This window comes from Rhizobium sp. BK212 (assembly GCF_014197475.1).
Classification (GTDB): Bacteria; Pseudomonadota; Alphaproteobacteria; order Rhizobiales; family Rhizobiaceae; genus Rhizobium; species Rhizobium anhuiense.
Window position 1 is genome coordinate 259,701 of record NZ_JACIFS010000001.1, and the last position, 24,290, is coordinate 283,990.

The following is a 24,290-nucleotide window of genomic DNA, read 5'->3' on the forward strand; positions in this document are numbered from 1 at the left end:
GGAGCTCCTTGGGGCGTATCGATCTCGCCCATAGTGCGCCGCAGCTTTTAATTCTACGTGAACGCTTCTTTGTTAGCCTCGGCCAATGCGCCCGTGTCGTGGTGTTCAGGGGTCCAGGCTTGCACATCGTTCTTCCTTCCAGCTCCAACACGTTTCAGCAGTCCTGGATTGCTTCGGGGAGAATTCTGTTTCTGATTGCCGTCAGCGGGCTTGGAGCGATCGGACTGGTCGTGCTGTCGGCACTGTGGGCGGGAACCGAGAGCGATGCTGCCGCCCTTGATCGACAGCGCCACCTTGTCAATGCCCGCTTGCGCGAACAGGTCGATCAAGTCGCGCATGTCATCGGCCAGTTTGGCAACGGCTATCTCACCCGTGTTTATCCCGCCGCCCGTTCGGCCGGAGGTTCCTCCAGCCTCGATGCGGTTCTGACGGCGGCGGCCGGCAGCGCGATCAGCCAGACCGCGATGTCCGCCTTCGGTTATGATCAGGCCTTCGTCGTCGACGAGAAGGCGCAGCTGCTCATGCTGGCGGACGCCCAAACGGAAAAGCGTTATCGCTGGATGAAGCCTCTGTTTTTGCCGCTGCTTCAGGATGCCCGCCTTGGGTTGAGACAAGGCACCGTTTCCAACGAGAGAACACCGTCCTCAATGGAAAGCCGCCTTGCAAGCACTGGCAGCTCCAACCCAGCGCTCGCCAATCTGATGCGGCTGGAAGGTCGGCCGACGATCGTCGGCGTCGTCGCCATCAACGAACCCGATGAGGGGCAACGGCAGACGATGCGGCAATTCCTGATCGTCGTGCGGTTTATCGACGGTGCGGCGCTGGACGAATTGAGCCGGCAACAGGGCCTCAACGGCGCGCGCTTCGCGCGCACGGCCGACGCAGACGAAAACGAAGTTGCCTTCCAGATCGACGCCACGGCAAACGGCGAGCCGATCGGCTTCATCGTATGGCGGCCCGATCTTCCGGGTTCGAGGGTGATCGGCCGGTTGATGCCGGCGCTTTCGATTGCCGCCCTGGTGATCGCGATCCTGTTCTCGGTCCTGCTGGTGCGCCTGCGAAGCAGTCTCGGCGAGTTGAAGAAAAGCGAGCTGCACGCAAGGCAGCTCGCCTTGCATGATGTGCTGACCAACCTTCCCAATCGCGCCTTGTTCGCGATGCGGTTTGAGGAGTGCCTGGCCGAGACGCAGAATTCGACCGAGCGCTCGGCGGTCGCACTTCTCGACCTCGACCGCTTCAAGGCCGTGAACGACACGTTCGGCCATGCCGCCGGCGATGAACTGATCAGGATGGCTGCGGAACGGATTCGCGCCCTGCTTCGTCCGGGCGACACGCTTGCCCGGCTCGGAGGGGACGAGTTCGCCCTGCTTCTGCGTGATATCAAGGATGATGATCAGGTTTTGCCGGCAATATGCGACGCGATCGTTGCCGAACTCGGCAAGCCCTTCCCGCTTTTGCGGGGCGAGGCCGTCGCACGGGTCGGCGGCTCGATCGGCGTGACCGTCGTGCCGGACGCCGGGCGGAATGCCGATGACATCATGCGCTACGCCGATGTCGCGCTATACGAGGCAAAGATGGGCGGGAGAGGCCAGTGGCGCATCTATTCCCCATCCATGGACGGCGGCAGGAATGCGCGCGACATTCTCAAGAACGAATTGCGGGACGTTCTGGCCAAAAGTGCGGCCTCCTCCGCGGACGGTTCACCATCCGAACCGCTTGCGAACAGGCCGGACTACGGATCGCTCGAGGTCTACTACCAGACGGTACATCGTGCAGAGCCGGGATATACGGCGTCTGGCGCGGAGGCTCTGGTGCGCTGGCGTCACAGTCAGCGCGGATTGTTGACGCCTGCGAGCTTCATCCCTGTCGCCGAGGAAGGCGGCCTCATCGACGCCCTCGGTTTCTGGGTATTGCGCGAAGCCTGCAGGGCTGCCCGCAAATGGCCGGAAGGCACATTTGTTGCGGTCAACGTGTCTCCCGCCCAGTTGAGAAGGCCGAATTTTGCCGAGGAAGTCTTCGCCGTGCTGCAGGAGAGCGGCCTGCCGCCGGCCCGGCTCGAGTTGGAGCTCACCGAGTCCTCGCTCATCGAGGATAATTCGGATGTCTATACCGTGCTGAAGTCGCTGCGCAGCCGAGGTGTTCAGATTTCGCTCGATGATTTCGGAACCGGCTTTTCCTGCCTCAGCCATCTGGTGCGTTTCGACATCGACCGTATCAAGATCGATCGATCCTTCGTCTCGCAACTCGGCACAAAAGCCAACGGAGCGGCCATCATCGGCGCCATCGTCGCGCTCAGCCGCAACCTCGGGATCTCGACGACGGCGGAAGGCGTCGAAACCGAATATCAACGCGACTTTCTAGCCGCCCTCGGCTGCACCGATCTCCAAGGCTATTTCTTCTCCAAACCGGTTCCTGTTGGCGACCTCGATTGTTTTCGCAAAGCCGAGAGCGCCGTCGCCTGAGAGGCTTTTGATCTTCCGCCAGGAACTTTCGCCGGGCACGGCGGTTGACGCCCGAAGACCGGATGGAGGATCTGATGGGCGAGGACGGGGAGTGGCGGCACCTTTGCGTCGACATGCAGCGGATGTTTGCCGAGGACACGCCGTGGCACGTTCCCTGGATGGTGCGGATCTCTCCGCAGATCGAAGAACTGGCCGGGCGGCATCCGTCCCGAACGATCTTCACCCGCTTCCTGCCACCCGAGCGCGCCGACGACATGCCGGGGAAATGGCGAGATTATTACCGCAAATGGTGGATGATGACGGGCGAACATCTTCCCCGCGGCTTCATCGATCTGGCCTCGTCGCTGGCAGCACTGGTTCCGCCGGCAAGGCACTTCGACAAACGCACCTATTCCCCTTGGATCGACGGCCGCCTGCATCCGATCCTTCAATCGGAGCGGGTCGACACGCTTGTCATAACAGGCGGTGAAACCGATGTCTGCGTGCTGGCCACGACGCTCGGTGCAATCGATCTCGCCTATCGCGTCATCGTGCTGAAGGATGCCGTCTGCAGCGGCGCCGACGATACGCATGATGCGTCACTGGAACTTCTGCACGATCGATTTTCCGTGCAGCTCGAACTCATGGAGACCGAAGAATTTTTGAGGGTCTTTACGTAGGGCGCTCTGCGGTTGCCCGGCGATGCTGCTCGCCGGGCTTGATGTCTTGGAGGAATCAGCCGTTCACTTCGGCGTCACGTCGAAGCCGAACCACTTTTCCGACAGCGTCTTGATCGTGCCGTCGGCCTTTGCCGCGGCAATCGCGTCGTTGAACATCGCCTTCAGCTTGGTGTCGTCCTTGCGCAGGCCGACGGAGCTGCCGCGGCCGAGGAAACCACCCTGGAAGCGCGGACCGGCCGTCGTCATGTCTTCATTGCCCGGCTTCTGCGAAGCGGTGATGAGATAGGCCATGGATGCCATCACCAGATCGACGCGGCCGGCCTTGAGGTCGAGGTCGTGCTCCTCGGTCGTCTTGTATTCGCGCACCTCAAGCACACCCTTGAGATATTTATCGACGAAGGCGGCGCCGGTGGAGGCGGTCTGCACGCCGATCGTCTTGCCCTGCAGCATCGGCTTGATCTTGTCGATCTCGGCGATCGCCCCGGCTTCGTTGCTGCCAAGCGAAAAGACCTCGCCCTTTTCCGGCAGGTTGACGAGGTCGCTTTCCCTGGAGGTTGCGAAGGCCTGGCCGGTGGAGCCGTAGGAATCGCTGAAGGCGATCACTTCCTCGCGCTTGGCCGTTGCCGACATGCCGGAGATGATGGCATCGAACTTGCCGGCATTGAGCGCCGGGATCATGCCGTCGAAGTTCTGCACGACGATCTTGCACTCGACCTTCATATGGTCGCAAAGATATTTCGTCAGCTCGATCTCGTAGCCGTCCAGCGTGCCATCCGGCTTGGTGAAGTTGTAGGGCTTGAAGGCGCCTTCGGTGGCGATCGTCACCGTCTTCCAGGTCTTGTCTTCCGCATGCGCCGTGCCTGACAGGGCCAGTACCGCGGTAGCCGACAGGGCGGTCAGAACCCGTGAAATGAATGTCATGTTTTGTTCCCCTTTTCTTCGTTTGAGCTGATGGAATTATTGGCTGATGAACTGCCGGAAACGATCCGACTGCGAATGGGCGAAGACATCCTGCGGCCTGCCGTCTTCTTCGACGACGCCCTTGTGCAGAAAGACGACGCGGCTGGAGACATCGCGGGCAAAGCCCATTTCATGGGTGACGACCAGCATGGTGCGGCCTTCTTCTGCCAGCGCGCGCATGACCCGCAGCACTTCGCCGACGAGCTCCGGATCCAGCGCCGAGGTCGGTTCGTCGAACAGCATCACCTTCGGCCGCATCGCCAGGGCGCGGGCGATTGCAGCGCGCTGTTGCTGGCCGCCGGAAAGATGCGAGGGATAGAAATTGCGCTTCTCGGCAATGCCCACCTTGGCAAGCAGGGCTTCCGCCTCTTCGATGCATTCGCTCCGGGAGCGGCCGAGCACATAAATCGGCGCCTCGACGACATTTTCGAGCACGGTCTTGTGGGACCAGAGATTGAAGCTCTGGAAGACCATGCCGAGCTGCGAACGGATGCGGTCCACCTGCCTGCGGTCGGCTGGCCGACTGCCGCCTCTCGCGTCGGGAAGCATGCGGATCGTTTCACCGGCGACGGTGACTTCCCCGGAATTCGGTGTCTCCAGCAGGTTGATGCAGCGCAGGAAAGTGGATTTTCCCGAACCCGAGGAGCCGAGGATCGACACCACATCGCCTTCACGAGCGTCGAGCGAGATGCCCTTGAGGACTTCGACCGGGCCGAAGCTCTTGTGCAGATCCTTGACGCTGAGCGCGATCGGGGAAGGGGAAGCATTCGCCGCTGTCATCGGGCGTTTCCTTCAAGTGGAGATACGGATGTCGCAACCGGATGGTATGGAGCAGGCTGGCGCAAATGCGGGCTTAGCCAATATTCGGCGAGATGGACGAGACGCGTCAGCAGGAAATTGATCGTGAGATAGATGGCGCCAGCGACGATGAACACTTCGATCGCCCGATAGCTTTCCGAAATGATCCTGGCGGCAACGCCGGTGACTTCCATCAGCGTGATGATCGAGGCGAGCGAGGTGGCCTTTACCATGGCGATCATTTCGTTGCTGTAGCCTGGCAGTGCCTGGCGGATGGCAAGTGGCAGGACGATGCGCCGGAACTGCATCAATTGCGGCATGCCGCAGGCGCGCGCGGCTTCGATCTGGCCGAAGGGCACCGACAAAAGCCCGCCGCGGATGATCTCGCCGGCATAGGCGGCGGTGTTCAGGGTGAGCGCCAGGACCGCGCACCAGTAGGGCTCGCGCAGGAATGGCCAGAGGAAACTGTGGCGCACCTCCGGAAACTGGCCAAGCCCGTAATAGATCAGGAAGATCTGGACGAGCAGCGGCGTTCCGCGGAACACGAAGACATAGGCACGGGCGAACCATTCGAGCACGATGATGCCGGAAAGCCGGCAGAGGGCGAGGCTAAGCGCCAGAACGGCGCCGAGCGTAATCGAGGTGGCGGCAAGTTCCAGCGTCAGCGGAATGGCGGAGATGAGGCTTACGAAGGTTTCGAACAGGAATTGCCAGTCCATCAGCCCCTCCTGACGCCGCGCGAGAAGTGCCTTTCGGCGCGCCTGAGAAAGAGGCCGGAACCGGTGGAGATCATCAGATAGATCGCTCCGGCAATGACGTAGAAGTCGAAGGGAAGGCCCGTCGAGCCGGCCGCCACCTGCGTCTGCCGCAGCAGCTCGGCAACGCCGGTGATCGAGACGAGGGCGGATTCCTTCAGCACCACCTGCCAGACATTGCCCATCCCCGGCAGTGCGTGGCGAAGCGTCAACGGCGCAATGATGCGACGAAAGCGCAGCAACCGGCCCATGCCGCAGGCAATCGCCGCCTCGATCTCACCCGCATGCACGGCCTTGAAGGCGCCGCGAAAGATTTCGGTGAACTGCGCGCCCGAGGTGACGCCGACGGCGAGCGACCCGGCAAGAAAACCCGGAAAACCGAGAAAACCCTCGGCGCCCAACAGCCGGCCGACAGCCGTGACGACGGCGCTGCCGCCGAAATAGAAGAGGTAGATGACCAGGAGATCGGGGATGCCGCGCAGTACCGTCGTATAGGCGTCGGCGGCGATCCGAAGGCTGCGACCGCCCGAAATTTTCGCCCAGGCGCCGAATGAGCCGATCACGGCGCCGATCGTATAGCCGGCCAGAGCAATCAGTATCGTCATCCACGCGCCGGCAAGCAGCGCCTTGCCCCAACCATCGGAGCCGAAGCTGATGAGCTCGAGGATGCCGGGCTGGCTCATGGCGCCTGCCTTTCCGGCAGCGGCGGTTGGACATCGTCCGGGATCGGGTTGACGAAGGGCATGCCGTCGAGGCGCTCCTTGAGATCGGCCTTGGCGGCCTCGATGAGGCCGGGATTGCAAATCAGCTCTATGGCCGTGCTTGCGATGACCTTGGCCGCATGTTCGGTGCCCTTGTGCGCCGCCGGAAGTTTGCCCTGGGCAACCAGCTGCCAGGAGTGGCCGGAGGTGCCGATGGCATAGGTCGCGCCACGCATCTGCACGGTCGGCACGACCCAGCTGACGCTGCCGACATCGGTCGAGCCGACGATCGTGCTGTCACCGGCGTAGAGCGGGAAGATCTCTTCGCAGAGCGGTTGATCCTTCTTCCGCTTCAGGCCGAAGCGCGCATAGGAAGAGGCGATGTCTTCAGCGCTCATCGTCGTCTGAAACTGGCGGGCGGTGGCGCGGTCGGCGTCGTCGAAAACAGGGGGGCCGAGGCGCTGAAGGTTGGCAAACATCAGTTCTTCGAGCGGTGCGTTGCCGACCAGATTTGCATCGCCGCTGATGACTTCGCTGCGCACCGACGTCTCGGTCATCAGCGCAGCGCCTTCGGCGACCTTCTTCACGCGGGCAACGAGCGACAGCAATTCCGGCAGGTTGCGCGCACGGATGAGATACCGGACGGTGGCGCGCGCCTGCACGACATTCGGCGCCGAACCGCCGGTGTCGGTGACGGCATAGTGGATGCGGGCGGTCGACGGCATATGCTCGCGCATATAGTTCACGCCGACATTCATCAGTTCGACGGCATCGAGCGCGCTGCGCCCAAGATGAGGTGTCGCCGAAGCATGCGAGGCGCGCCCGGTGAAATGGAAATTGAGCTCGTTGCAGGCGAGCGAAACCGGATTGTTGACGCCGGCAAAGGCCGCCGGATGCCAGGAAATGGCAATGTCGACATCGTCGAAAACGCCTGATCGAACCATGAAGCCCTTCGAGGAGCCGCCTTCTTCCGCCGGGCAACCGTAATAACGAATGCGGCCCTTCAGGCCGTTTGCTGCCAGGAAATCCTTGACCGCGGCTGCCGCCAGCATCGAGCCGGCGCCGAGCATATTGTGTCCGCAGCCATGGCCATTGCCATTCGCCGTGACTTCGCGCTTTTCCGCGACACCCGCCTCCTGGCTCAAGCCCGGCAGGGCATCGAATTCCCCGAGGATGGCGATAACAGGACCGCCTTCGCCGGCTTCACCCATGACGGCGGTCGGCAGGCCGGCAATACCGCGCTCGACGCGAAAACCTTCGGCTTCGAGCTGGCGCGCATGCTCCGCGACGGAGCGGTACTCCTCGTAATTCGTCTCCGGCATGTCCCAGATCCGATCGCTCAGCGCAAAGAAGGTCTCGCGCTTAGCCTCGACGATATCCCAGACGGCTTCGGTGTTTTTCATGGCTTTCAAAACGACTTCGATTCGCATAGTATCCAAAATTGGCGCCAATTTAGGATACAAAATTTTTCTGCGCAATCCGTATGCATGAATAAATTTTGGACATTTTTCTAAGACGTTCGAACGCCTACAGAAATTCGATCGGGCGTGTTAACGGTGATGCGAAACAGGGGATTTGGAATGGCAGACGTCGTGATGGACCAGCAGCAGGCGGCTTCCGACACGCGCGATGTGACGGACCTTGTCCTTCAGGACATTCTGGCCGGCGTGCTGTTGCCGGGAACCTGGCTGAAGCAGATCGATCTGGAGCGGCGCTACAATTGCACCCGCCCGGAAGTGCGCCGCGCGCTCGATCGCCTCGCACAGAAGCGGCTGGTCGAACATGTGCCGAACCGTGGCTACCATGTCTACGAGCCGGATGGCCGCCGCGCCCGCGAGGTCAGCGAGATCCGCATCATCCTCGAAACGGCCATTGCCGGAACGATCGTGCAGAATGCCTCGCCCGAGGACATCGACACGCTCAGGACGCTTGCCGAGCATTTCGACCAGATGGTGCTGAACGGCACGATGTTGGAGCTCTACGAGGCAAACCTCGCCTTCCACCGCCACCTGCTTGTCCTCGGCGGCAATCTGGAACTGGTCGACCTGATCACCGAAATCCGCCAGCGCACCTCGTCTGCCCCGGTATCCCAATGGCGCACCCGCGCCCGTATCGAGCAATCCGGCCGCCAACATCACATGATGATCGACGCCATCGCCGCTGGCGAAGCCGAGCGGTTGCAGGAACTCGTCCGGCAGCATATCCTTCAGAATTGAAAGGGCTTTTCTGACTGCTGCAGAGAACGGTTTACCGGGGTCGAAAATCGACGCCGTGGTACACAATGGGCCGCTTCCCTCACGCCCCGCGCTACCAAAGATCGCTATTGCAATTGGGTAGCTTCTTATTTATGGTACCTAAAGGTTCTGTAATGCGTTCACACCTCCCTTATCCATCATAGAGGAGCGCCCGTGATCACAAGCACGTCAACATCCGCCGCCACGTCATATCTTTGGTCGTCCATCTCATTTCGTCTTGAACACCGGATCGAGGGCGGAAGCTGCAGCGTGAACGCCATCATGGCAAACGTAACGCCTGCAATTTCATTCTGATCGACCGATGGCCAATCTGACTGTCGGCGCCGCTATGATCGATCTTTCCCTGCGTCGAACGGAAAATATTCGTTGGCAGGCGCTTGAGGTTAGCCGCAAGTCGCGTGCGGCCCTGCTGAATCAGCGACCAGCCGTCGTTTGGCTTACCGGGCTTTCAGGATCCGGCAAGTCGACCATTGCCAATAGTGTCGAGAAACTGCTCCACGGCAAAGGGCGCTCGACTTATGTGCTGGATGGCGACAATATTCGCCACGGTCTCAACCGCGACCTTGGCTTCACCAATGAGGACCGCATCGAAAACATCCGCCGCGTTGCGGAAGTGGCCAAGCTGATGGCCGATGCAGGCCTCATTGTGCTCGTCTCCTTCATCTCGCCGTTCCGTGCAGAACGGCAGCTTGCCCGCGAGATGATGGAAAAAGGCGAGTTCTTCGAAGTGTTCATCGACACACCGATAGAGGAATGCGCCAAGCGCGATCCGAAGGGACTCTATAAGCGCGCGATCGCCGGCGAGATCAGACACTTCACCGGAATCAGCTCCCCCTATGAGCCGCCAGAGAATCCGGAGCTCTGTCTTCGCACGGTGGGTTCCGATCCCGATCAGCTTGCCATCCAGATCGAGACATTGCTCGACGCCCGCCCTCAGCGGAGCGATTGCACAGGAGATGTTTTTTGAACAATTTATTAGCAAGGCATATTGCTGAAGCTCGAAGCGCCCTTGCATCCAGACGGAGTTTCAACAAGGTATTCGGGATAGGCGGTCACAAGACCGGGACGACGACTCTGGCCGACGTTTTTACGCTCTGCGGCCTGAAAGTCGGAAATCAGGTTGAGGGCGAGTTGACAAGCTACTCGGCTCGCCGGGGAGATTACAGTAAGCTCATTGCTTATGTGCAAAATGCCGATGCTTTTCAGGACAGTCCGTTTGCCGAAAGCGAAGTTTTCATCGCCCTCGACGCGCTCTTCCCCAACTCGCGTTTCATCCTGACGGTCCGAGATCCGGAAGACTGGTTTCGCTCCCAAATGCGTTTTACGGCCAAGCGCTTTGGCCTCGCCGACGGCAGCCAGATAACCAAGGAACATATCCAGCAAGACCAATATATTTTTAGGGGCTACTGTGCGGAAGCCCATGCCTACGCCTTCCTGATGCGTACGCCTGACTACAAGTTTCATTCACTTTTCGACATCGGCGAGGATGCGATAGAATGGGAGAAACTCTTCGATAAAGACGAGTATATCCGGGCCTATCTGACCAGAAACGAGTTGATCAGACGGTTTTTTCGCGGCCGGCCACATCAACTGCTTGAAATTGACATGACCACGGCCGAGACGATCGAAAATATCGCCGAGTTCCTGGGGCTTCCGGAAAGCCTGTCCAAGCTGCCGATGCCACATGCAAACAAGACGTGACATTCCCGAGATATGAATGCTGTATGGCAGAGAGGAAGCGGCGGTCACGTTTTGATCTGCGTTGTGGGGCAAATGCCAGGCAAATGACTGACAAAGCCCCGCCTCGCCGACCGCTATTCGTTCCTTTGTCGTTCACGGCGTCGCCAACTGCGCCACTGCAAGCAGCGTGTCGGCGCTGGTTGTCGAGGAGATCGGTAAGGATTGATGTCGACAGATAGGTGTTCGGAACGCCGAGCGTGCGCATTAAAGCCGCTTGACAAAACGCGTCCGCCGCCACTATTGGGTAATCGATCACCCAAGGAGGATGGTGAGGATCGTGGCAGTATCGCTTTCTGACATCGCGGAACGTGCGGGCGTCTCGGTGAAGACGGTTTCCGGCGCATTGCACGGCGGCTCCGCCCGCATGTCGGACGATACGCGCCAGAAGATCAAGGCCATCGCGGAAGAACTCGGCTACGTGACCAACTTTGCGGCGCGTGGCGTGCGTCAGGGCTGGCTGCCGCTGGTCGGCGTCGTCTCCGACGGCCTCATCACTTCGCCCTTCGCCACCGAGATCGTGCGCGGCCTCGACGGAGCGGCCCGCGGCGCCGGCATGGCGGTCTTTGCAGTCAACCACAGCAGCGGCCAGTCTATCGGCTCGGTGCTCGACGAGGTGCAGCAGTTTCGGCCGCGCGCCATTGCTTATGCCGCCATGTACCACAAGGAGGTGGCGCTGTCGGACAGGTTGGCGGGCACGGTCGGCGTCATGATCAACTGCCGCGAGGCGGCCGGCCGCGTCACCGCGCTGGTGCCGGACGAAGAGGGCGGCGCGCGGGAGATCGTGCGTTATCTCCTCGCCGCCGGCCGACGGCGCATCGCCTTCATCAACCTGCCGGGCATTCTCGCCGGCACGCTGCGCGAGATGGGGTTTCGCGCGGCGCTTGAGGAGGGGGGCATCGACCCCGTCGGCGTGTTGCCGGCAGTGCGCCGCAGCGTCTACAGCGACCGCGCGCCCAGCCTTGTTGCCTCTCATGTGGAGGCGCTTCTGAAATCCGGTCAACGGCCTGATGCCATCCTGTGCGGCAATGACCGCGTGGCGATGGAAGTCTATGCGGCGCTTGCCCGCGCCGGCCTTCGCATTCCGGATGATATCGCGGTGGCAAGCTTCGACAACCAGGTCGAGCTTGCCTCGCGGCTGGACCCGCCATTGACGACGATGGCCCTGCCGCACCGCGCAATGGGCCGCCTTGCCATGGAGATCCTCCTGGCCGAGCAGCCCGAACCGCCGCATCTGCGGAAACTGCCGTTCCATCTGGTCGAACGGGCATCCGTCTGAACATCGAATAGTGTCTAACAGGAGGAGAATATCAATGAAGACTTCGATGGGTAATCGTTTACTTTCCGCGCTCTTCGCGTCCGCCGCGCTGGTCGCAACCGCCGGTTTTGCCGAGGCGAAGACCGTCATCCACGTTATGCACCAGGGCGATCCCGGCTGGGTGAAGGCCTATGGCGACGTTGCCGCCCGCTTCGAGGCCGCCAATCCCGATGTCGACATCGAGATGATCTACGCGCCGCATGATGCCTATAACGAAAAGTTCAGCGCCGCCGTCATGGCCAAGCAGCTGCCCGATATCATGGAGCTCGATGCTCCGTTCCTCGCCAACTATGTCTGGTCCGGCTATCTGCAGCCCGTCAAGCCGCTCATTGACAAGGATCTGCTCGATGACATGACGGATTCGAATATCGCCCAGGGCACCTATCCGATCGACAAGGACCTCTATGCGCTCGGCCTCACCGACTCCTCGGTCGTGCTCTACGGCAACAAGAAATATCTAGAAGCCATTGGCGCCCGCATTCCGAAATCGGTCGACGATGCCTGGACCCGCGAGGAGTTCGAAGGCTATCTCGAGAAGCTTTCCAAGCTCGAAGGCGTGAAGTGGCCGATCGACACCTTCCGGGGTTACGGCATCAAGACCGAGTGGATCACCTATGCCTACGGCCCCCTGCTCGAAAGCGCTGGCTGCGACCTGATCGACCGCAAGACCTGGAAGGCCAGCGGCACGCTCGATGGCGAGGCCTGCGTCAAGGCGCTGACGATGATGCAGGACTGGGTGAAGAAGGGCTGGGTGGTACCGACGTCGTCGGGCACCAACCAGTTCTACGCCGAGGGACAGCCGGCCGCACTCGCCATGGGCGGCCACTGGTTCTACGCCGAGGCATCGGCAGCGATGAAGGACAATATCGTCGTCATGCCGCTGCCGAAGATCGGCGACAAGGGCGTGAGCCCGAACGGAACCTGGATCTGGGGCATTTCCGCAACCTCGGAAAACCCTGAGATCGCCGGCAAGTTCCTGAGCTTCCTGCTGAAGGACAAGGAGTACCGGGAGTACGCCAAAACCCAGTCCGCCTATCCGGGCCTGAAGAGCTTCGCCGCCGCATCCCCGCTCTATGCGGAAGGCGGTCCGCTCGCCATCGCCTTTGAGCAGGCTTCCAAGACCGCGATCGCCCGTCCGCCGCACCCGGCCTATCCGACGATCACCTCGGCCTTCATGCAGGCCGTCGACAAGATCTTCAACGGTGGTGACGCGCAGGAAGCGCTGACGGCCGCTGCCAAGAAGATCGACGAGGATATCGAGGACAACGCCGGCTACCCGCCCTTCGACGAGCAGCAGTAAGAGGTTTTGACGGGGCCGGTTCTCGGGCCGGCCCTACACCATCTCCGGACGATACCGATGAGGAGGAAACAGTGACTTTGCAACAGACCTCCACGCCCGCTTTGCGGCGTCCGGCAAGACGCCGCGACACGCAGCGGCTCTGGCAGGAAATGGCGATGATCGCGCCTGCCGTTCTGCTTCTGACGATATTCCTGATTACGCCGTTCCTCTTGTCCTTCTGGACGGCGATGACCAACCAGCCGCTCGTGCCGCGCCCGACGCCGGTGCGCTTCGTCGGCCTCCTGAATTTCGAGCGCGTCTTCACCGATCCGTTGTTCTGGACCGCGCTGTGGAACGTTACGCGCTTCACCATCTGGGTGCTGCCGGTGCAGTGCGGCCTCGCCTTCCTGACCGCGCTGCTCTTGCATCAGAAGCTGCCGATGCAGAACCTGCTGCGCGGCCTGTTCTTCCTGCCGGCGATCACCTCCATGGTGGTGGTCTGCGTCATCTGGGGCACGCTGTTTCAGTATCCGAGCGGCCCGCTCAACCAGATCGTCGGGTTCCTTTCCGGCGGCACGATCCAGCCGATCGACTGGCTCGGCGACCCCAACTGGGCGATGTTCTCCATCGTGTTGCTTTCGGCCTGGCAGGCCTATGGCTTTCAGATGATCATCTATCTCGCCGGCCTGCAGGGCATTCCCGAAGAACTATACGATGCCGCCCGCATCGACGGGGCAAGCGCGCTGCGCCGCTTCTGGCACGTCACCATGCCCGGCCTTCGCCCGACCCATGTCTTCGTGCTTGTTATCACCACCATCCAGGCCTTCAAGCTCTATACGCAGGTGGCGATCCTCACCCAGGGTGGCCCGAAGGAAAGCACCGAAACCGTTGTCCACTACATGGTGCGCGCCGGCTTCGAGGAGCAGAAACTCGGCTACGCATCGGCCGTTTCCGTCATCCTCTTCGTCATCGTTCTTCTGATCGCGCTCCTGCAACGCAAACTCCTGAGGCGCTTCGATGTCTGATATCGCTTTGAGCCAGCCAGCCCCGCTGGCAATCGCAACGGGCAGCGGCAAGAGAAGCCTGCGCATCGTGCAGAGCCTCTGCATCCTGGTCATCGCGCTGGTGATGATCTCGCCGCTGTTCATGTTGCTGATCGCCAGCCTGAAGGACGACCGCTTCCGCATCCTCGCCGACATGGGCAGTTTCCGCGCCTTCTGGGTCAGCGACCCGACGCTGTCGAACTACAAGGAGATCGCCCATTTCTCCGGCGAGCTGGCCTATGGCCGATATCTCTTCAATTCGCTGGTGATCCTCGTCGCCACAGTCGTCTCGGGTCTGGTCATCAATTCCATGGCGGGCTTCGTTCTGGCCTGGGGCTCGCTGCGCGGCAAGGCGGTCCTCTTGGCGCTGGTCGTCGCGCTCTATGTCATCCCGCAGGAAAGCATCATCATGCCGCTCGTCGTCATGATGTCGCGGGCGGGGCTGACGGATACCTTCGCGGTGCAGATCCTGCCCTGGGTGGCAAGCCCGCTCTATGTCTTCCTCTTCTACCAGTTCTTCGCGCAGCTGCCGAAGGAACTCTATGAAGCGGCGGAAATGGATGGCGCATCGGCCTTCCGCATCTACCGGTCGATCTACATGCCGCTCAGCCTGCCGGCGCTCGCCACGGTTTCGATCCTCATGGGCATCGAAAGCTGGAACCAGTATCTCTGGCCGACGCTGGTCACCCAGACCGACTATGCTCGGCCAATCGCCGTCGCCATCGCCACCTTCTTCGGACAGGACAGCATCTACTGGGACCGCGCCATGGCCGCCTCGGTGCTGATGATGATCCCGGTCCTCATTCTCTATCTGGCTTTCCAGCGCTGGTTCGTCAGTTCATTCGTCGGCTCCGCCGTGAAAGGTTGATTATGTCTCTGCAGGCCAAGTCCGAAACGTCAGCACCTGAAACCATCGAAGCGGCGCTCCCCGAAGGCACGGTGCTGCATCTCTGGCTGAAGGCGCGCCATGCCGGCGGCGAGGCGAAGCTCTTCGTCGCCGCTGATGGCAACGACATCGGCGAGCCCTCGACCCGCCACACGGGGGAATTTGAATTCTTCGCTGTGACGCTCGCGAAAGGCGGTTGGGCTACGCTGTCCTATGATGCGGCAACCACAGCGCTCTCCGTCGCTTATGCCTTCCGGCCGGAAACCGTGATGAAGGAGGGCATCAGCGTCCTGCACAGCGATGCCCGCACCACCGCCCCCGACGTGCCTGACAGCTATCACTTCCGCCCGCCCTTCGGTTGGATGAACGATCCGAACGGTTTTGGACGGTTCGGCGGAAACGCTCACCTCTTCTACCAGCATTATCCGCATGAGCCGCGCTGGAACACCATGCACTGGGGCCATGCCGTCTCGAAGGATTTCGTCCGCTGGACGCATCTGCCCATCTTCCTCTTCCCGGCGGCGCATCTATCGGAAAAGGACGATGGCCGTGGCGGCGCCTTCTCCGGCTCGGCGATCCCCTGCACCGGCCCGGAAGGCGCGGAAATCCGCGTCTTCTACACCGAGCATGTGCGTGACCGGCAACCGGAAGAGCAAGTCCAGCTTTCCGCCGTCAGCCGCGACGGCATCGTCGCCGGCCTGCCGGAAACCGTACTGCCGCTGCGCCCGGAAGGCTTGAACCTCACTACCGATTTCCGCGACCCCTATGTCTTCAAAGGCCCGGACGGCCGCTGGAAGATGCTGCTCGGCAGCCGCGACCGGCAGGGCGGCGTCGTGCTGCTCTATGAAACCGCCGACGCGCAAGGCGCCGTTGGCTGGACCTTCCTCGGCATCATCCATCGCGAGGACGGTTTCGGCATGACGGCGGCGGAATGCCCCTGCATGGTGCCGCTTTCCGGCAAAAACGGACAAACCCGCTGGGCGCTGATCTTCGGTCTGCTCACCAGCCGCGACCCGGCTACCGGCCGCCGCAACCTCACCTCCGTCACCGTCGGCAGTTTCGATGGCCGCACCTTCACGGCGGAGTTCGAGCAGGAGTTGGATTTCGGTTCGGATGCCTATGCCTTCCAGGCCTTCGTTGACGACGACGAGCCGGTCGGCATCGCCTGGCTCGCCAACTGGACGGATTTTTCCAAGAAGGACGATTTCCCGACGGCCATGACCCTGCCGCGCCGCGTCCTTCTCGACGGCGACACCGTACTGACCCCGCCGGTCGCAGCCGTCGACAGCCTGCGCCATCAGTTGCTGGACGACAGCGCGCTTGCCGCCGGCAAGACCGTGCCGCTCGGCACCGGCGCCGTCGAGATCACACTTGATCTCACCGAGCCGGGCGCCGCCTTCAACCTCACCTTCGATCATCCGGATGTCGATCTCGGTGTGAAACTCGATGCCGATGGTCTGGCGATTGTCTTCGACGCTCGCACCGATAAGCCGCCGCCACGTTACATCGCCACCGGCGCCAAACCGTCGAGCCTGCGCATCTTCCTCGATGCCGGCTCCATCGAGGTCTTCGCTGACAACGGCCGCTGGACGGGGGCCAAACGCATTCCGGGCTTTGCCGCCGCACGTTCGGCAACGCTCACCGGCGCCGTCGCCGAGGCCGGCGTCTGGCAATTGAAACTGTAAGGGAGGACAGACAATGGCATCGGTAGCAATCGACCGGGTTCTGAAGCAATACGGCGCGGCCTCCGTTATCCACGGGGTTTCCGCGGATATCGAGGATGGTCAGTTCGTCACGCTCGTCGGGCCGTCCGGCTGCGGCAAGTCCACGCTTCTGCGCATGCTGGCGGGGCTAGAGGATATCAGCGGCGGTGAAATCCGCATCGACGGCCGCGTCGTCAACGACGTCGCGCCGAAGGAGCGCGATATCGCCATGGTGTTCCAGTCCTACGCGCTCTATCCGCACATGACGGTGCGCGAAAATATGGGCTTTGCCCTCAAGCTGCAGGGGCGCGACAAGGCGACCATTAACAAGCTGGTGAGCGAAGCCGCCGGCATTCTCGCACTTGAACCCCTGCTGGAGCGCCTGCCGAAACAGCTTTCCGGCGGCCAGCGCCAGCGCGTCGCCATGGGCCGCGCCATCGTACGCCATCCGAAAGTCTTCCTGTTTGACGAGCCGCTGTCCAACCTCGACGCCAAGCTGCGGGTGACCATGCGCAGCGAGATCAAGGAGCTGCATCAGCGCCTTGGCACGACCATCGTTTACGTCACCCACGACCAGATCGAGGCGATGACAATGGCCGACAAGATCGTCGTCATGCGCGCCGGCCGCATCGAGCAGATCGGCAAGCCGCTCGATCTCTACGACCGTCCGAATAACACCTTCGTCGCCGCCTTCATCGGCTCGCCGTCGATGAACCTCTTCGAGGGTGGCGTCAGCGACGGCGGCTTCCGTATCGAAGGCGGCGTTTCCCTGCCGCTTCCGCCGCAATTGAGCCAAAGCGCGGCGCGCACCTACGGCATCCGCCCGGAAGACCTCGACATTGCTGAGACAGGCATTCCGGCCACCGTGCTGACTGTCGAGCCGACTGGTGCGGAGACCCATCTTTCGGTGCGTGTCGGCACGCAGACGGCAACCATCGTGCTGCACCAGCGGGTCGATTTAAAGCCCGACCAGCAAATTCACCTCGCGCCCAAATCCGAGAAAATCCACCTCTTCTCCGCCGAAGGCAATCGGATAGACTGATCCTCCGGCGCCTCCCGCTGAGCCGCGTCCGTCATTTGACGGGCGCGGTTCGGTTCCGGTACCATCCAGCCTTGCGTCTTGGTTTTGGGTGTTCGGCCCTTCAGTTGATCGAATGGACCAATTGCACGGCGATCTGTTGCCACAGTTCGAATCTCTTCAAGAGCGACGATGTCGGGTTCAAGGTAAAGCGCTCGCGGGTCTCGCGCGCCATCGCGCAGCGGCGCGAACTGGTAGGCTCACGGTGCAGGATAGGCCATCGCTGGCGACCGATAAGTTACCCGCCGCCACCGCTTGACAATTACCGGCACAAAAACCATCTGACGCCCGGTTTCTGCGAAATGGGGATTATCGATGACCACGGTACAAGAACGGCAGCCTGAGCAACATGCATTCGAAGCTGACGTCAGCCGGCTGCTGCACATGATGGTGCACTCGGTTTATTCGGACAAGGACGTCTTCCTCCGAGAGCTGATTTCCAACGCGGCGGACGCCTGCGAAAAGCTGCGTTACGAGTCGATTTCCCGGCCGCAGCTCTCGACAGATGGAGCTCAGCCGGAAATTCGGGTCACGCTCAATGATGAGGCTTCGACCCTTGTGGTCGAGGATAATGGCATCGGAATGAGCCGTGACGAGATGATCGACGCGCTCGGCACGATCGCGCGGTCTGGAACTCGCGCTTTCATGGAGCGGCTGGAGGCGGCCAAAGCGGGTGAGAAAGCCGAGTTGATCGGCCAGTTCGGCGTTGGTTTCTATTCTTCGTTCATGGTTGCCGACAAGGTCGATGTAATCTCCCGGCGCGCCGGGGAGGAGCAAGCCTGGAAATGGTCGTCCGATGGCAAGGGCAGCTATGAGATCGTGGCTGTTGACCTCAGCGAAGCGCCCGTCACGGGAACGCGTGTCGTGCTGCATCTGATGGACGACGCAAAAAAATATACCAGCAAATGGACGGTCGAAAAGATCATCCGCGACCAGTCCGGCCATGTGCCGGTTCCCATCCGCCTCGCGGAGAAGGAAGGTGCCGAGGCTTCTCAAGTCACCGATGGTGCGGCGCTGTGGACCAAGCCCAAGAGCGAGATATCAAAGCAGGATTACGACGATTTTTATCGCGGTGTATCCGGCCAGTGCGACGAGCCGCTGACCAATATCCATTTCCGCGCCGAGGGCCGCCATGAATATACGGCGCTTGCCTTTATACCCGGCTCGCAGCCGTTCGATCTTTTCGATGCAGATCGTCACGGTCGCATGAAACTCTACGTGAAGCGCGTCTTCATCACCGATGAAGCAGAGTTGCTGCCACGCTATCTGCGGTTCGTGCGAGGTATCGTCGATACGTCGGATCTGCCGCTGAACATCTCGCGCGAGATGATCCAGGATAGCCCGATCCTTGCCGCCATCCGCAAAGGTGTCACCAGTCGCGTGCTAACGGCGCTGGAAAAGATGGCCGAGGGTGATGCCGAGACGTTCGGCAAATTCTGGGATCTATTTGGGGCAATCGTCAAGGAGGGGATCTACGACGATTTTGAACGCCGCTCCCAGCTGCTCAAGCTGTCTCGTTTCCGCAGCACCGCGTCGAGCGAGGCAACGCGCAGTCTGGCCGACTACCTGCGTGACATGAAAGAAGGGCAATCGGCGATCTACTACATCACGGGCCTTTCCCTTGATCAACTGAATGCATCGCCACAGCTCGAAGGCTTCCGCGCCAAGGGGATCGAAGTCCTCCTGCTCACAGATTCCGTCGATAGCTTCTGGACAACAAATGCCCGGGACTTTGAAGGCAAGCCATTCAAATCGATCACGCAGGGCCTGTCCGATCTGGACGACATAGCCGGCAACGATGAGGGCGGCGACAGCAAGCATGAAGCCTCTCCGGAAGTTGCCGCGTTTATCGACTTTGCTCGAGGTTTCCTTGGGCAGGAAGTCGCCGATGTCCGCGTCTCTGGCCGATTGACCGAGAGTGCGGTTTGCCTTGTCGCCTCTGAACATGGCCCGGATCGACAACTCGAGAAAATACTCCAGGGGGCAGGCAGGCTACAGACCGCATCGAAACCGGTCCTCGAGGTCAATGCGCAGAGTAGTCTGGTGAAGGCCATCGCCGCGATGAAAGATCAGGCCTTTCGGGAAGATGCTGCCTGGCTTCTCCTCGATGAAGCGCGAATCTTGGACGGCGACAGGCCGACCAACCCGCGCGCGTTTGCTGAGAGACAAGCCAGGCTTTTCGCATTAGCGATGGCGCAGAACACATAGTCGCCTGATATTATCGGGCCTCGGGCGATCGCCTGAGGCCTCGTCATATGCTGGTGAGGTTAGAGATAAGGTAGTAGCCTAAAACAAAGAACTGGCTAGCCGCGAACGTTGTCACTGAGGGTCCGCGGTTCGAATACGGTCGAGGCCAAACCCTCACGGCATCTGAGCCCCACTCACAGCAACGTACACCGCATAAACAGACCGTGTTGCCGCAATAAACAGCCGGTTGCGTCTCGGCCCGCCGAAGGTGAGGTTGGCGACGGTTTGGGGGATGCGGATCTTGCCGATCAGTTTGCCTGTGGGGTCGAAGCAATGGACGCCATCGGCGGCACTCGACCAGAGGTTCCCGTTCATATCGGTGCGGATGCCGTCCGGGATGCCGGTGTCGATCTGGCAGAAGACGCGGCCGTTGGCGAGGCTTGCGCCGTCGACCACGTCGAAGGCGCGGATGTGGCGCGGCAGGTTTTCGTCGTGGCTGGCTGCCGAATCCGCGACGTAGAGGATCGTCTCGTCGGGCGAGAAGGCAAGGCCGTTCGGCTGGGTAAAATCGGTGACGACGGCGGAAAGCGCGCCGGTCGCCGGGTCGAGCCGGTAGACGTTGCGGGTCGGCTGCTCCGGCACGGCGCGATAGCCTTCATAGTCCGACATGATGCCGTAGGTGGGATCGGTGAACCAGATCGAGCCGTCCGATTTCACCACCACGTCGTTCGGCGAATTGAGCCTGGCGCCCTCGAAACGATCGGCGAGCACGGTGATCGAGCCGTCGACCTCGGTGCGGGTGACGCGGCGCGTCCCATGTTCGCAGGAAATCAGCCGTCCCTGCCGGTCGCGTGTATGGCCGTTGGTGAAGTTGGAGGGCTGGCGGTAGACGGAGACGCCGGCCTCCGGCGTCCATCGCAGCATGCGCTGGTTGGGAATATCGCTCCATAAGAGCTGGTTCGCATCATTGAACCAGACGGGCCCCTCCGCCCACCGGCAGCCGGAATAGAGTTCGTCGAGACCGGCGCTTGTGACGATCAACTGCCGGAAGCGCGGGTCGTGAATTTCGTAGATGCTGGCCTCGGCCATGGCGGTCTTCCCAATTATCGCATGCCGGCCCGGCGGCCGCCGGCGAGCATGATGACGCTGATGATGATGAGGCCGGTCATGATCAGGCGGATGCCCGCGCCGAGCCCGTAGGTGTTGAGCATGGAGACGACCAGGAACATGAAGAGCGATGCGCCCCAGATGCCCGGAACGTTGGAATCGCCGCCGGCGACCGCCGTGCCGCCGATCACGACGACGGCGATCGACATCAAGAGATATTCCGAGCCCATGTTGAGCGCCGCGCCGCCGGAAAAGCAGGCGAGCAGATAGCCCGCGACCGAGGCAAGAACGGCGCAGAAGAGGTAGGTGACGAAACGCGTGCCGTCGACCGGAATGCCGGCCATGCGGGCTGCCGGCATGCTCTGGCCAATCGCCGAGATCCAGCGCCCATAGATGGTCTTCTCGAGCAGGAACCAGGCCAGCAGCGAGATGAGGAGTGCGACGATCGCCACATTCGGCACGCCGAGCGTGTGCGACGTGGTGAATTCCGCCAGCATGCTCGGCGGCTTGATGCGCAGTCCCCGGTTCGTCCAGATCGCGGCGGACTGCACGATGAAGCTCATGGACAGCGTGGCGATGATCGGCGGAATGCGCAGCGCCTTGATGAGCGCATAGTTGCCGAGGCCGACCACGAGGCCGATGACGATGGCGACGAGAAGACCGGGCAGGATCATGCCGTTTTCGACGTTCATCAGCTTCAGCGCCACCGTGCCGGCAAGCGTCATGGTGGCGGGAACCGAGAGGTCGATATTGCCGGGGCCGAGCGTGATGACGAACATCTGGCCGATGCCGACGATGACCGAGAAGGCCGCGAAGGTGAGGGCTGCCTGCGACAGGCCGAGCGTGCTGGCGCCGAGCGTCACCATGATCGTCAGGAACCAGACGATGAAGGCGGCAAGCCACGACCAGATCCAGGGTTTGCGAAAGAGGCGAAGGAGAGGGGTCATCGGCGCTTCTCCCGCTTTTCCAGGCGGTTCAGCATCAGACGAAGTGCGAGCACGATGATCAGGATTGCGCCCTGAGCCCCGATCTGCCAGTCCGGCGAGATCCGCAGGAAGGACAGGAACGAGCCGGCGAGCGTCAGCGTCAGCGCGCCGATGACGGCGCCGATCGGGGAGACGCGGCCGCCGATGAACTCACCGCCGCCGAGGATCACGCCGGCGATCGACAGCAGCGTGTAGCGCAGCGCGATATTGGCATCGGCCGAGGTGGTCAGGCCGACAAGGGCAATGCCAGCGAGCACCGCAAAGAGGCCGGCAAGCCCATAGGCGGCAGCGCGCGCCGCGACGATCGACCAGCCGGCGCGCTCGACCGAGCGCTGGTTGCCGCCGATGCCGCGCATCAGCACGCCGAGCGAGGAGCGCATGACGAGGAGATGGGCAACCACGGCGATGACGATGCTGGCGACGATCGCCATCGGCGCCAGCGGCGGCTTGACGGTCATTAGCCAGCGTACCCAATCGGGCGCCTGTCCGCCCGGCGCCGGCAGCAGCAGTACGGCAAGGCCGCCCCAGACGAAGCTCATGCCGAGGGTCACGACGATGGAGGGCAGGTCGCGCAGATAGATGACGACGCCAAGCGCCGCATAGGTTGCGATCGCCCCGGCAAGAATCAGCACGCCCATCAGAGGCGCATCCCGCAGGAAGGTCGCGGTGACGCAGGCGACGAAGCTGACGAATGTGCCCATCGAGAGATCGAGATCGTTCACCGCCATCACGATCATCTGGGCGATCGTCGCCAGCGCGATCGGCACAGCCAGGTTGAACAGCAGGTTGAGTCCGACATAGCTCATGGCGCGCGGCTGCAGCCAGAAGACGGCGGCAAGCAGTAGCGTCAGCGACAAGGCGGGAATGGCAAGACGCATGGCGTCGGACGACAGCCGGACCGTCATGCGGCGACCCCTTCGAAGGAGGCGGCGATGATATTCTTCTCGTTGACGGCGTCGCCGGCGAGTTCGGCCGTGATGCGGCCTTCGCGGAAGACATAGACACGGTCGCAGAGGCGGACCTCGTCCATTTCGGTCGAGTACCAGATGAAGGTCCGGCCATGCGCCGCTTCCTCGCGGATAATCGCGTAGACCTCCTGCTTGGTGCCGACGTCGACGCCGCGCATCGGATCGTCCATCAAGACGACAGGCGCGCGTGTCGCCAGCGCCCGGGCAAAGAGCACCTTCTGCTGGTTGCCGCCGGAAAGCGACAGGATGCGATTGTCCATATCGGGCGTGCGGATCTCGATCCGCCGCTTCCAGTCAGCGCCCTTCGTCTCCTCTTCGCCCGCGCGGATGAGGCCGCGCCGGGAGAGGTCACCGAGCGAGGCGATGGAGAAATTACGCAGGATGCTCCACAGCTCGAAGACGCCGTTGAGGCGTCGGTCGCCGGCGACAAAGGTGACGAGCGGATCGCGCTCCGGCAGCCAATTGCCGGATTGGGCGGCATGCAGGGCGAGCAGCAGCTCGGTCTGCCCGTGGCCGGCCAGACCCGCCAGTCCGATGATCTCACCCTTGCGCGCCGCAAAGGGCAGGCCTTTCGCCTGATGGGACAGAATGAGCGGGGCTGTGGATTGTTCGCGCGCCGAGCGCTGCTTGGTCTCCTCCTTCGCAACGGTGCCCATCGCTTCCACCAGGCCGTGATGGTCGAAGCCCTGCGCCGGGCGCTCGGCGACGACACGGCCGTCCTTCATGACGACGATGCGATCGGAGGTTTCGAGGATCTCGTGCAGGATATGCGAGATGAAGATGACGGACCCGCCCGTGGCGATGAAGCGGCGGACATGATCGAGCATCTGCCGGGCAAGGCTTGCATCGAGCGACGAAGTGGGTTCGTCGAGGATCACCAGACGCGGCGCAATGCCGGCGTCGGAAAAGGCCATTGATATCTCGACCATCTGCCGCTCGGCGATCGAAAGATCGCCCACAGTCCGGCTGCTGTCGATGCCGTGGCCGGGAAAGACGGCATCGAGGCTTTTCTCGATGATCTCTGCGGCGCGCCTGCGCCAGCCGAAGCCGCCGAGATGGCGATGCATGATACGCGTGTTCTCGACGATCGAAAGATTTGGGCAGAGCGATAGCTCCTGGAAGACGCAGCGCACGCCGCGGGCACGCGCCGCGTTGATACCGTAGCGCTCCAGCCGCTCGCCGTCGCTCGCCACGCTTCCTTCGTGCGGCGTGAGGCCGCCGTTGATCACGCTGACGATGGTGGACTTGCCGGCGCCATTGTGTCCCACCAGCCCGACGCATTCGCCCGGCATGACGCGGAGGGTCACGCCGTCGAGTGCCCTGACCGCGCCGAAGCTCACCTTGGCGCCCTCGACGGCGATCACCGCCTTCAAAACCTCATCCATGCTGCCCGCCATGCCTGCTTCGC

20 protein-coding genes and 1 pseudogene are annotated in these 24,290 nt (G+C 61.9%); 12 read left to right on the forward strand and 9 right to left on the reverse strand.

What is annotated here, in order from left to right:
• Positions 1–98: 98 nt before the first annotated feature.
• Both FHT79_RS01250 and FHT79_RS01255 read left to right on the forward strand, forming a co-directional pair.
• Entirely contained in the window at positions 99–2,462 is a 2,364-nt protein-coding gene (locus tag FHT79_RS01250) for an EAL domain-containing protein (RefSeq protein ID WP_183902870.1), read from the forward strand.
• Between the two features lie 74 nt (positions 2,463–2,536).
• Positions 2,537–3,121 (forward strand): cysteine hydrolase, encoded by a 585-nt coding sequence (locus FHT79_RS01255; protein WP_132573379.1) that lies wholly within the window; start codon positions 2,537–2,539, stop codon positions 3,119–3,121.
• 63 nt (positions 3,122–3,184) lie between these two features.
• On the opposite strand, the gene FHT79_RS01260 is transcribed toward FHT79_RS01255, so the two are convergent.
• Genes FHT79_RS01260 through FHT79_RS01280 form a run of 5 tightly spaced genes read right to left on the reverse strand, consistent with a single transcriptional unit; the run spans position 3,185 to position 7,738 of the window.
• Complete coding sequence (locus FHT79_RS01260; RefSeq protein ID WP_127429884.1) at positions 3,185–4,042, reverse strand: transporter substrate-binding domain-containing protein; 858 nt, start codon at positions 4,040–4,042, stop codon at positions 3,185–3,187.
• A 36-nt stretch (positions 4,043–4,078) separates the two neighbouring features.
• Entirely contained in the window at positions 4,079–4,861 is a 783-nt protein-coding gene (locus tag FHT79_RS01265; RefSeq protein ID WP_127429883.1) for an ATP-binding cassette domain-containing protein, read from the reverse strand.
• The gene (locus FHT79_RS01270) at positions 4,858–5,598 is read right to left on the reverse strand and encodes an ABC transporter permease (RefSeq protein ID WP_047614607.1); all 741 of its coding nucleotides are present in this window, start codon (positions 5,596–5,598) and stop codon (positions 4,858–4,860) included. The genes FHT79_RS01265 and FHT79_RS01270 overlap by 4 nt, the downstream gene beginning before the upstream one ends.
• Positions 5,598–6,317, reverse strand: a complete 720-nt coding sequence (locus FHT79_RS01275) for an ABC transporter permease subunit (protein ID WP_028757250.1) — start codon at positions 6,315–6,317, stop codon at positions 5,598–5,600. The genes FHT79_RS01270 and FHT79_RS01275 overlap by 1 nt, the downstream gene beginning before the upstream one ends.
• A complete protein-coding gene (locus tag FHT79_RS01280) occupies positions 6,314–7,738 on the reverse strand; it encodes a M20 family metallopeptidase (RefSeq protein WP_183902871.1) in 1,425 nt (474 codons plus the stop codon). The genes FHT79_RS01275 and FHT79_RS01280 overlap by 4 nt, the downstream gene beginning before the upstream one ends.
• A 177-nt stretch (positions 7,739–7,915) precedes the next feature.
• On the opposite strand from FHT79_RS01280, the gene FHT79_RS01285 reads away from it, so the two are divergent.
• From FHT79_RS01285 to htpG, 10 genes and pseudogenes are all read left to right on the forward strand, one after another.
• Positions 7,916–8,551: a GntR family transcriptional regulator gene (locus FHT79_RS01285; RefSeq protein ID WP_028757248.1), complete on the forward strand. Its 636-nt coding sequence runs from the start codon at positions 7,916–7,918 to the stop codon at positions 8,549–8,551.
• Between the two features lie 320 nt (positions 8,552–8,871).
• A pseudogene (gene cysC / locus FHT79_RS01290) lies at positions 8,872–9,557 on the forward strand (adenylyl-sulfate kinase); the annotation flags it as partial.
• A complete protein-coding gene (locus FHT79_RS01295) occupies positions 9,554–10,291 on the forward strand; it encodes a sulfotransferase (RefSeq protein ID WP_047612118.1) in 738 nt (245 codons plus the stop codon). The pseudogene cysC and the gene FHT79_RS01295, both read left to right, overlap by 4 nt.
• Positions 10,292–10,595: 304 nt before the next feature.
• Entirely contained in the window at positions 10,596–11,606 is a 1,011-nt protein-coding gene (locus FHT79_RS01300; protein WP_183902872.1) for a LacI family DNA-binding transcriptional regulator, read from the forward strand.
• Positions 11,607–11,652: 46 nt separating this feature from the next.
• Positions 11,653–12,945 carry a sugar ABC transporter substrate-binding protein gene (locus tag FHT79_RS01305; RefSeq protein ID WP_028757244.1) on the forward strand — a complete coding sequence of 431 codons (1,293 nt, stop codon included), beginning with the start codon at positions 11,653–11,655 and terminating at the stop codon, positions 12,943–12,945.
• Positions 12,946–13,016: 71 nt separating this feature from the next.
• Complete coding sequence (locus FHT79_RS01310; protein WP_028757243.1) at positions 13,017–13,949, forward strand: sugar ABC transporter permease; 933 nt, start codon at positions 13,017–13,019, stop codon at positions 13,947–13,949.
• The gene (locus FHT79_RS01315) at positions 13,942–14,835 is read left to right on the forward strand and encodes a carbohydrate ABC transporter permease (protein ID WP_028757242.1); all 894 of its coding nucleotides are present in this window, start codon (positions 13,942–13,944) and stop codon (positions 14,833–14,835) included. The genes FHT79_RS01310 and FHT79_RS01315 overlap by 8 nt, the downstream gene beginning before the upstream one ends.
• Positions 14,836–14,837: 2 nt before the next feature.
• Positions 14,838–16,538 (forward strand): beta-fructofuranosidase, encoded by a 1,701-nt coding sequence (locus FHT79_RS01320; protein WP_063475771.1) that lies wholly within the window; start codon positions 14,838–14,840, stop codon positions 16,536–16,538.
• Between the two features lie 13 nt (positions 16,539–16,551).
• Positions 16,552–17,598: a sn-glycerol-3-phosphate ABC transporter ATP-binding protein UgpC gene (gene ugpC, locus FHT79_RS01325; protein WP_063475770.1), complete on the forward strand. Its 1,047-nt coding sequence runs from the start codon at positions 16,552–16,554 to the stop codon at positions 17,596–17,598.
• 351 nt (positions 17,599–17,949) lie between these two features.
• A complete protein-coding gene (htpG, locus tag FHT79_RS01330) occupies positions 17,950–19,842 on the forward strand; it encodes a molecular chaperone HtpG (RefSeq protein WP_183902873.1) in 1,893 nt (630 codons plus the stop codon).
• A gap of 153 nt (positions 19,843–19,995) precedes the next feature.
• On the opposite strand, the gene FHT79_RS01335 is transcribed toward htpG, so the two are convergent.
• Genes FHT79_RS01335 through FHT79_RS01350 form a run of 4 tightly spaced genes read right to left on the reverse strand, consistent with a single transcriptional unit; the run spans position 19,996 to position 24,267 of the window.
• A complete protein-coding gene (locus FHT79_RS01335; RefSeq protein ID WP_097622444.1) occupies positions 19,996–20,910 on the reverse strand; it encodes an SMP-30/gluconolactonase/LRE family protein in 915 nt (304 codons plus the stop codon).
• A 14-nt stretch (positions 20,911–20,924) separates the two neighbouring features.
• Positions 20,925–21,875, reverse strand: a complete 951-nt coding sequence (locus tag FHT79_RS01340) for an ABC transporter permease (RefSeq protein ID WP_047612104.1) — start codon at positions 21,873–21,875, stop codon at positions 20,925–20,927.
• Positions 21,872–22,819: an ABC transporter permease gene (locus tag FHT79_RS01345; RefSeq protein WP_047612102.1), complete on the reverse strand. Its 948-nt coding sequence runs from the start codon at positions 22,817–22,819 to the stop codon at positions 21,872–21,874. Before FHT79_RS01345 ends, FHT79_RS01340 begins: the two co-directional genes overlap by 4 nt.
• Complete coding sequence (locus FHT79_RS01350; protein ID WP_063476234.1) at positions 22,816–24,267, reverse strand: sugar ABC transporter ATP-binding protein; 1,452 nt, start codon at positions 24,265–24,267, stop codon at positions 22,816–22,818. The genes FHT79_RS01345 and FHT79_RS01350 overlap by 4 nt, the downstream gene beginning before the upstream one ends.
• Positions 24,268–24,290: the final 23 nt, after the last annotated feature.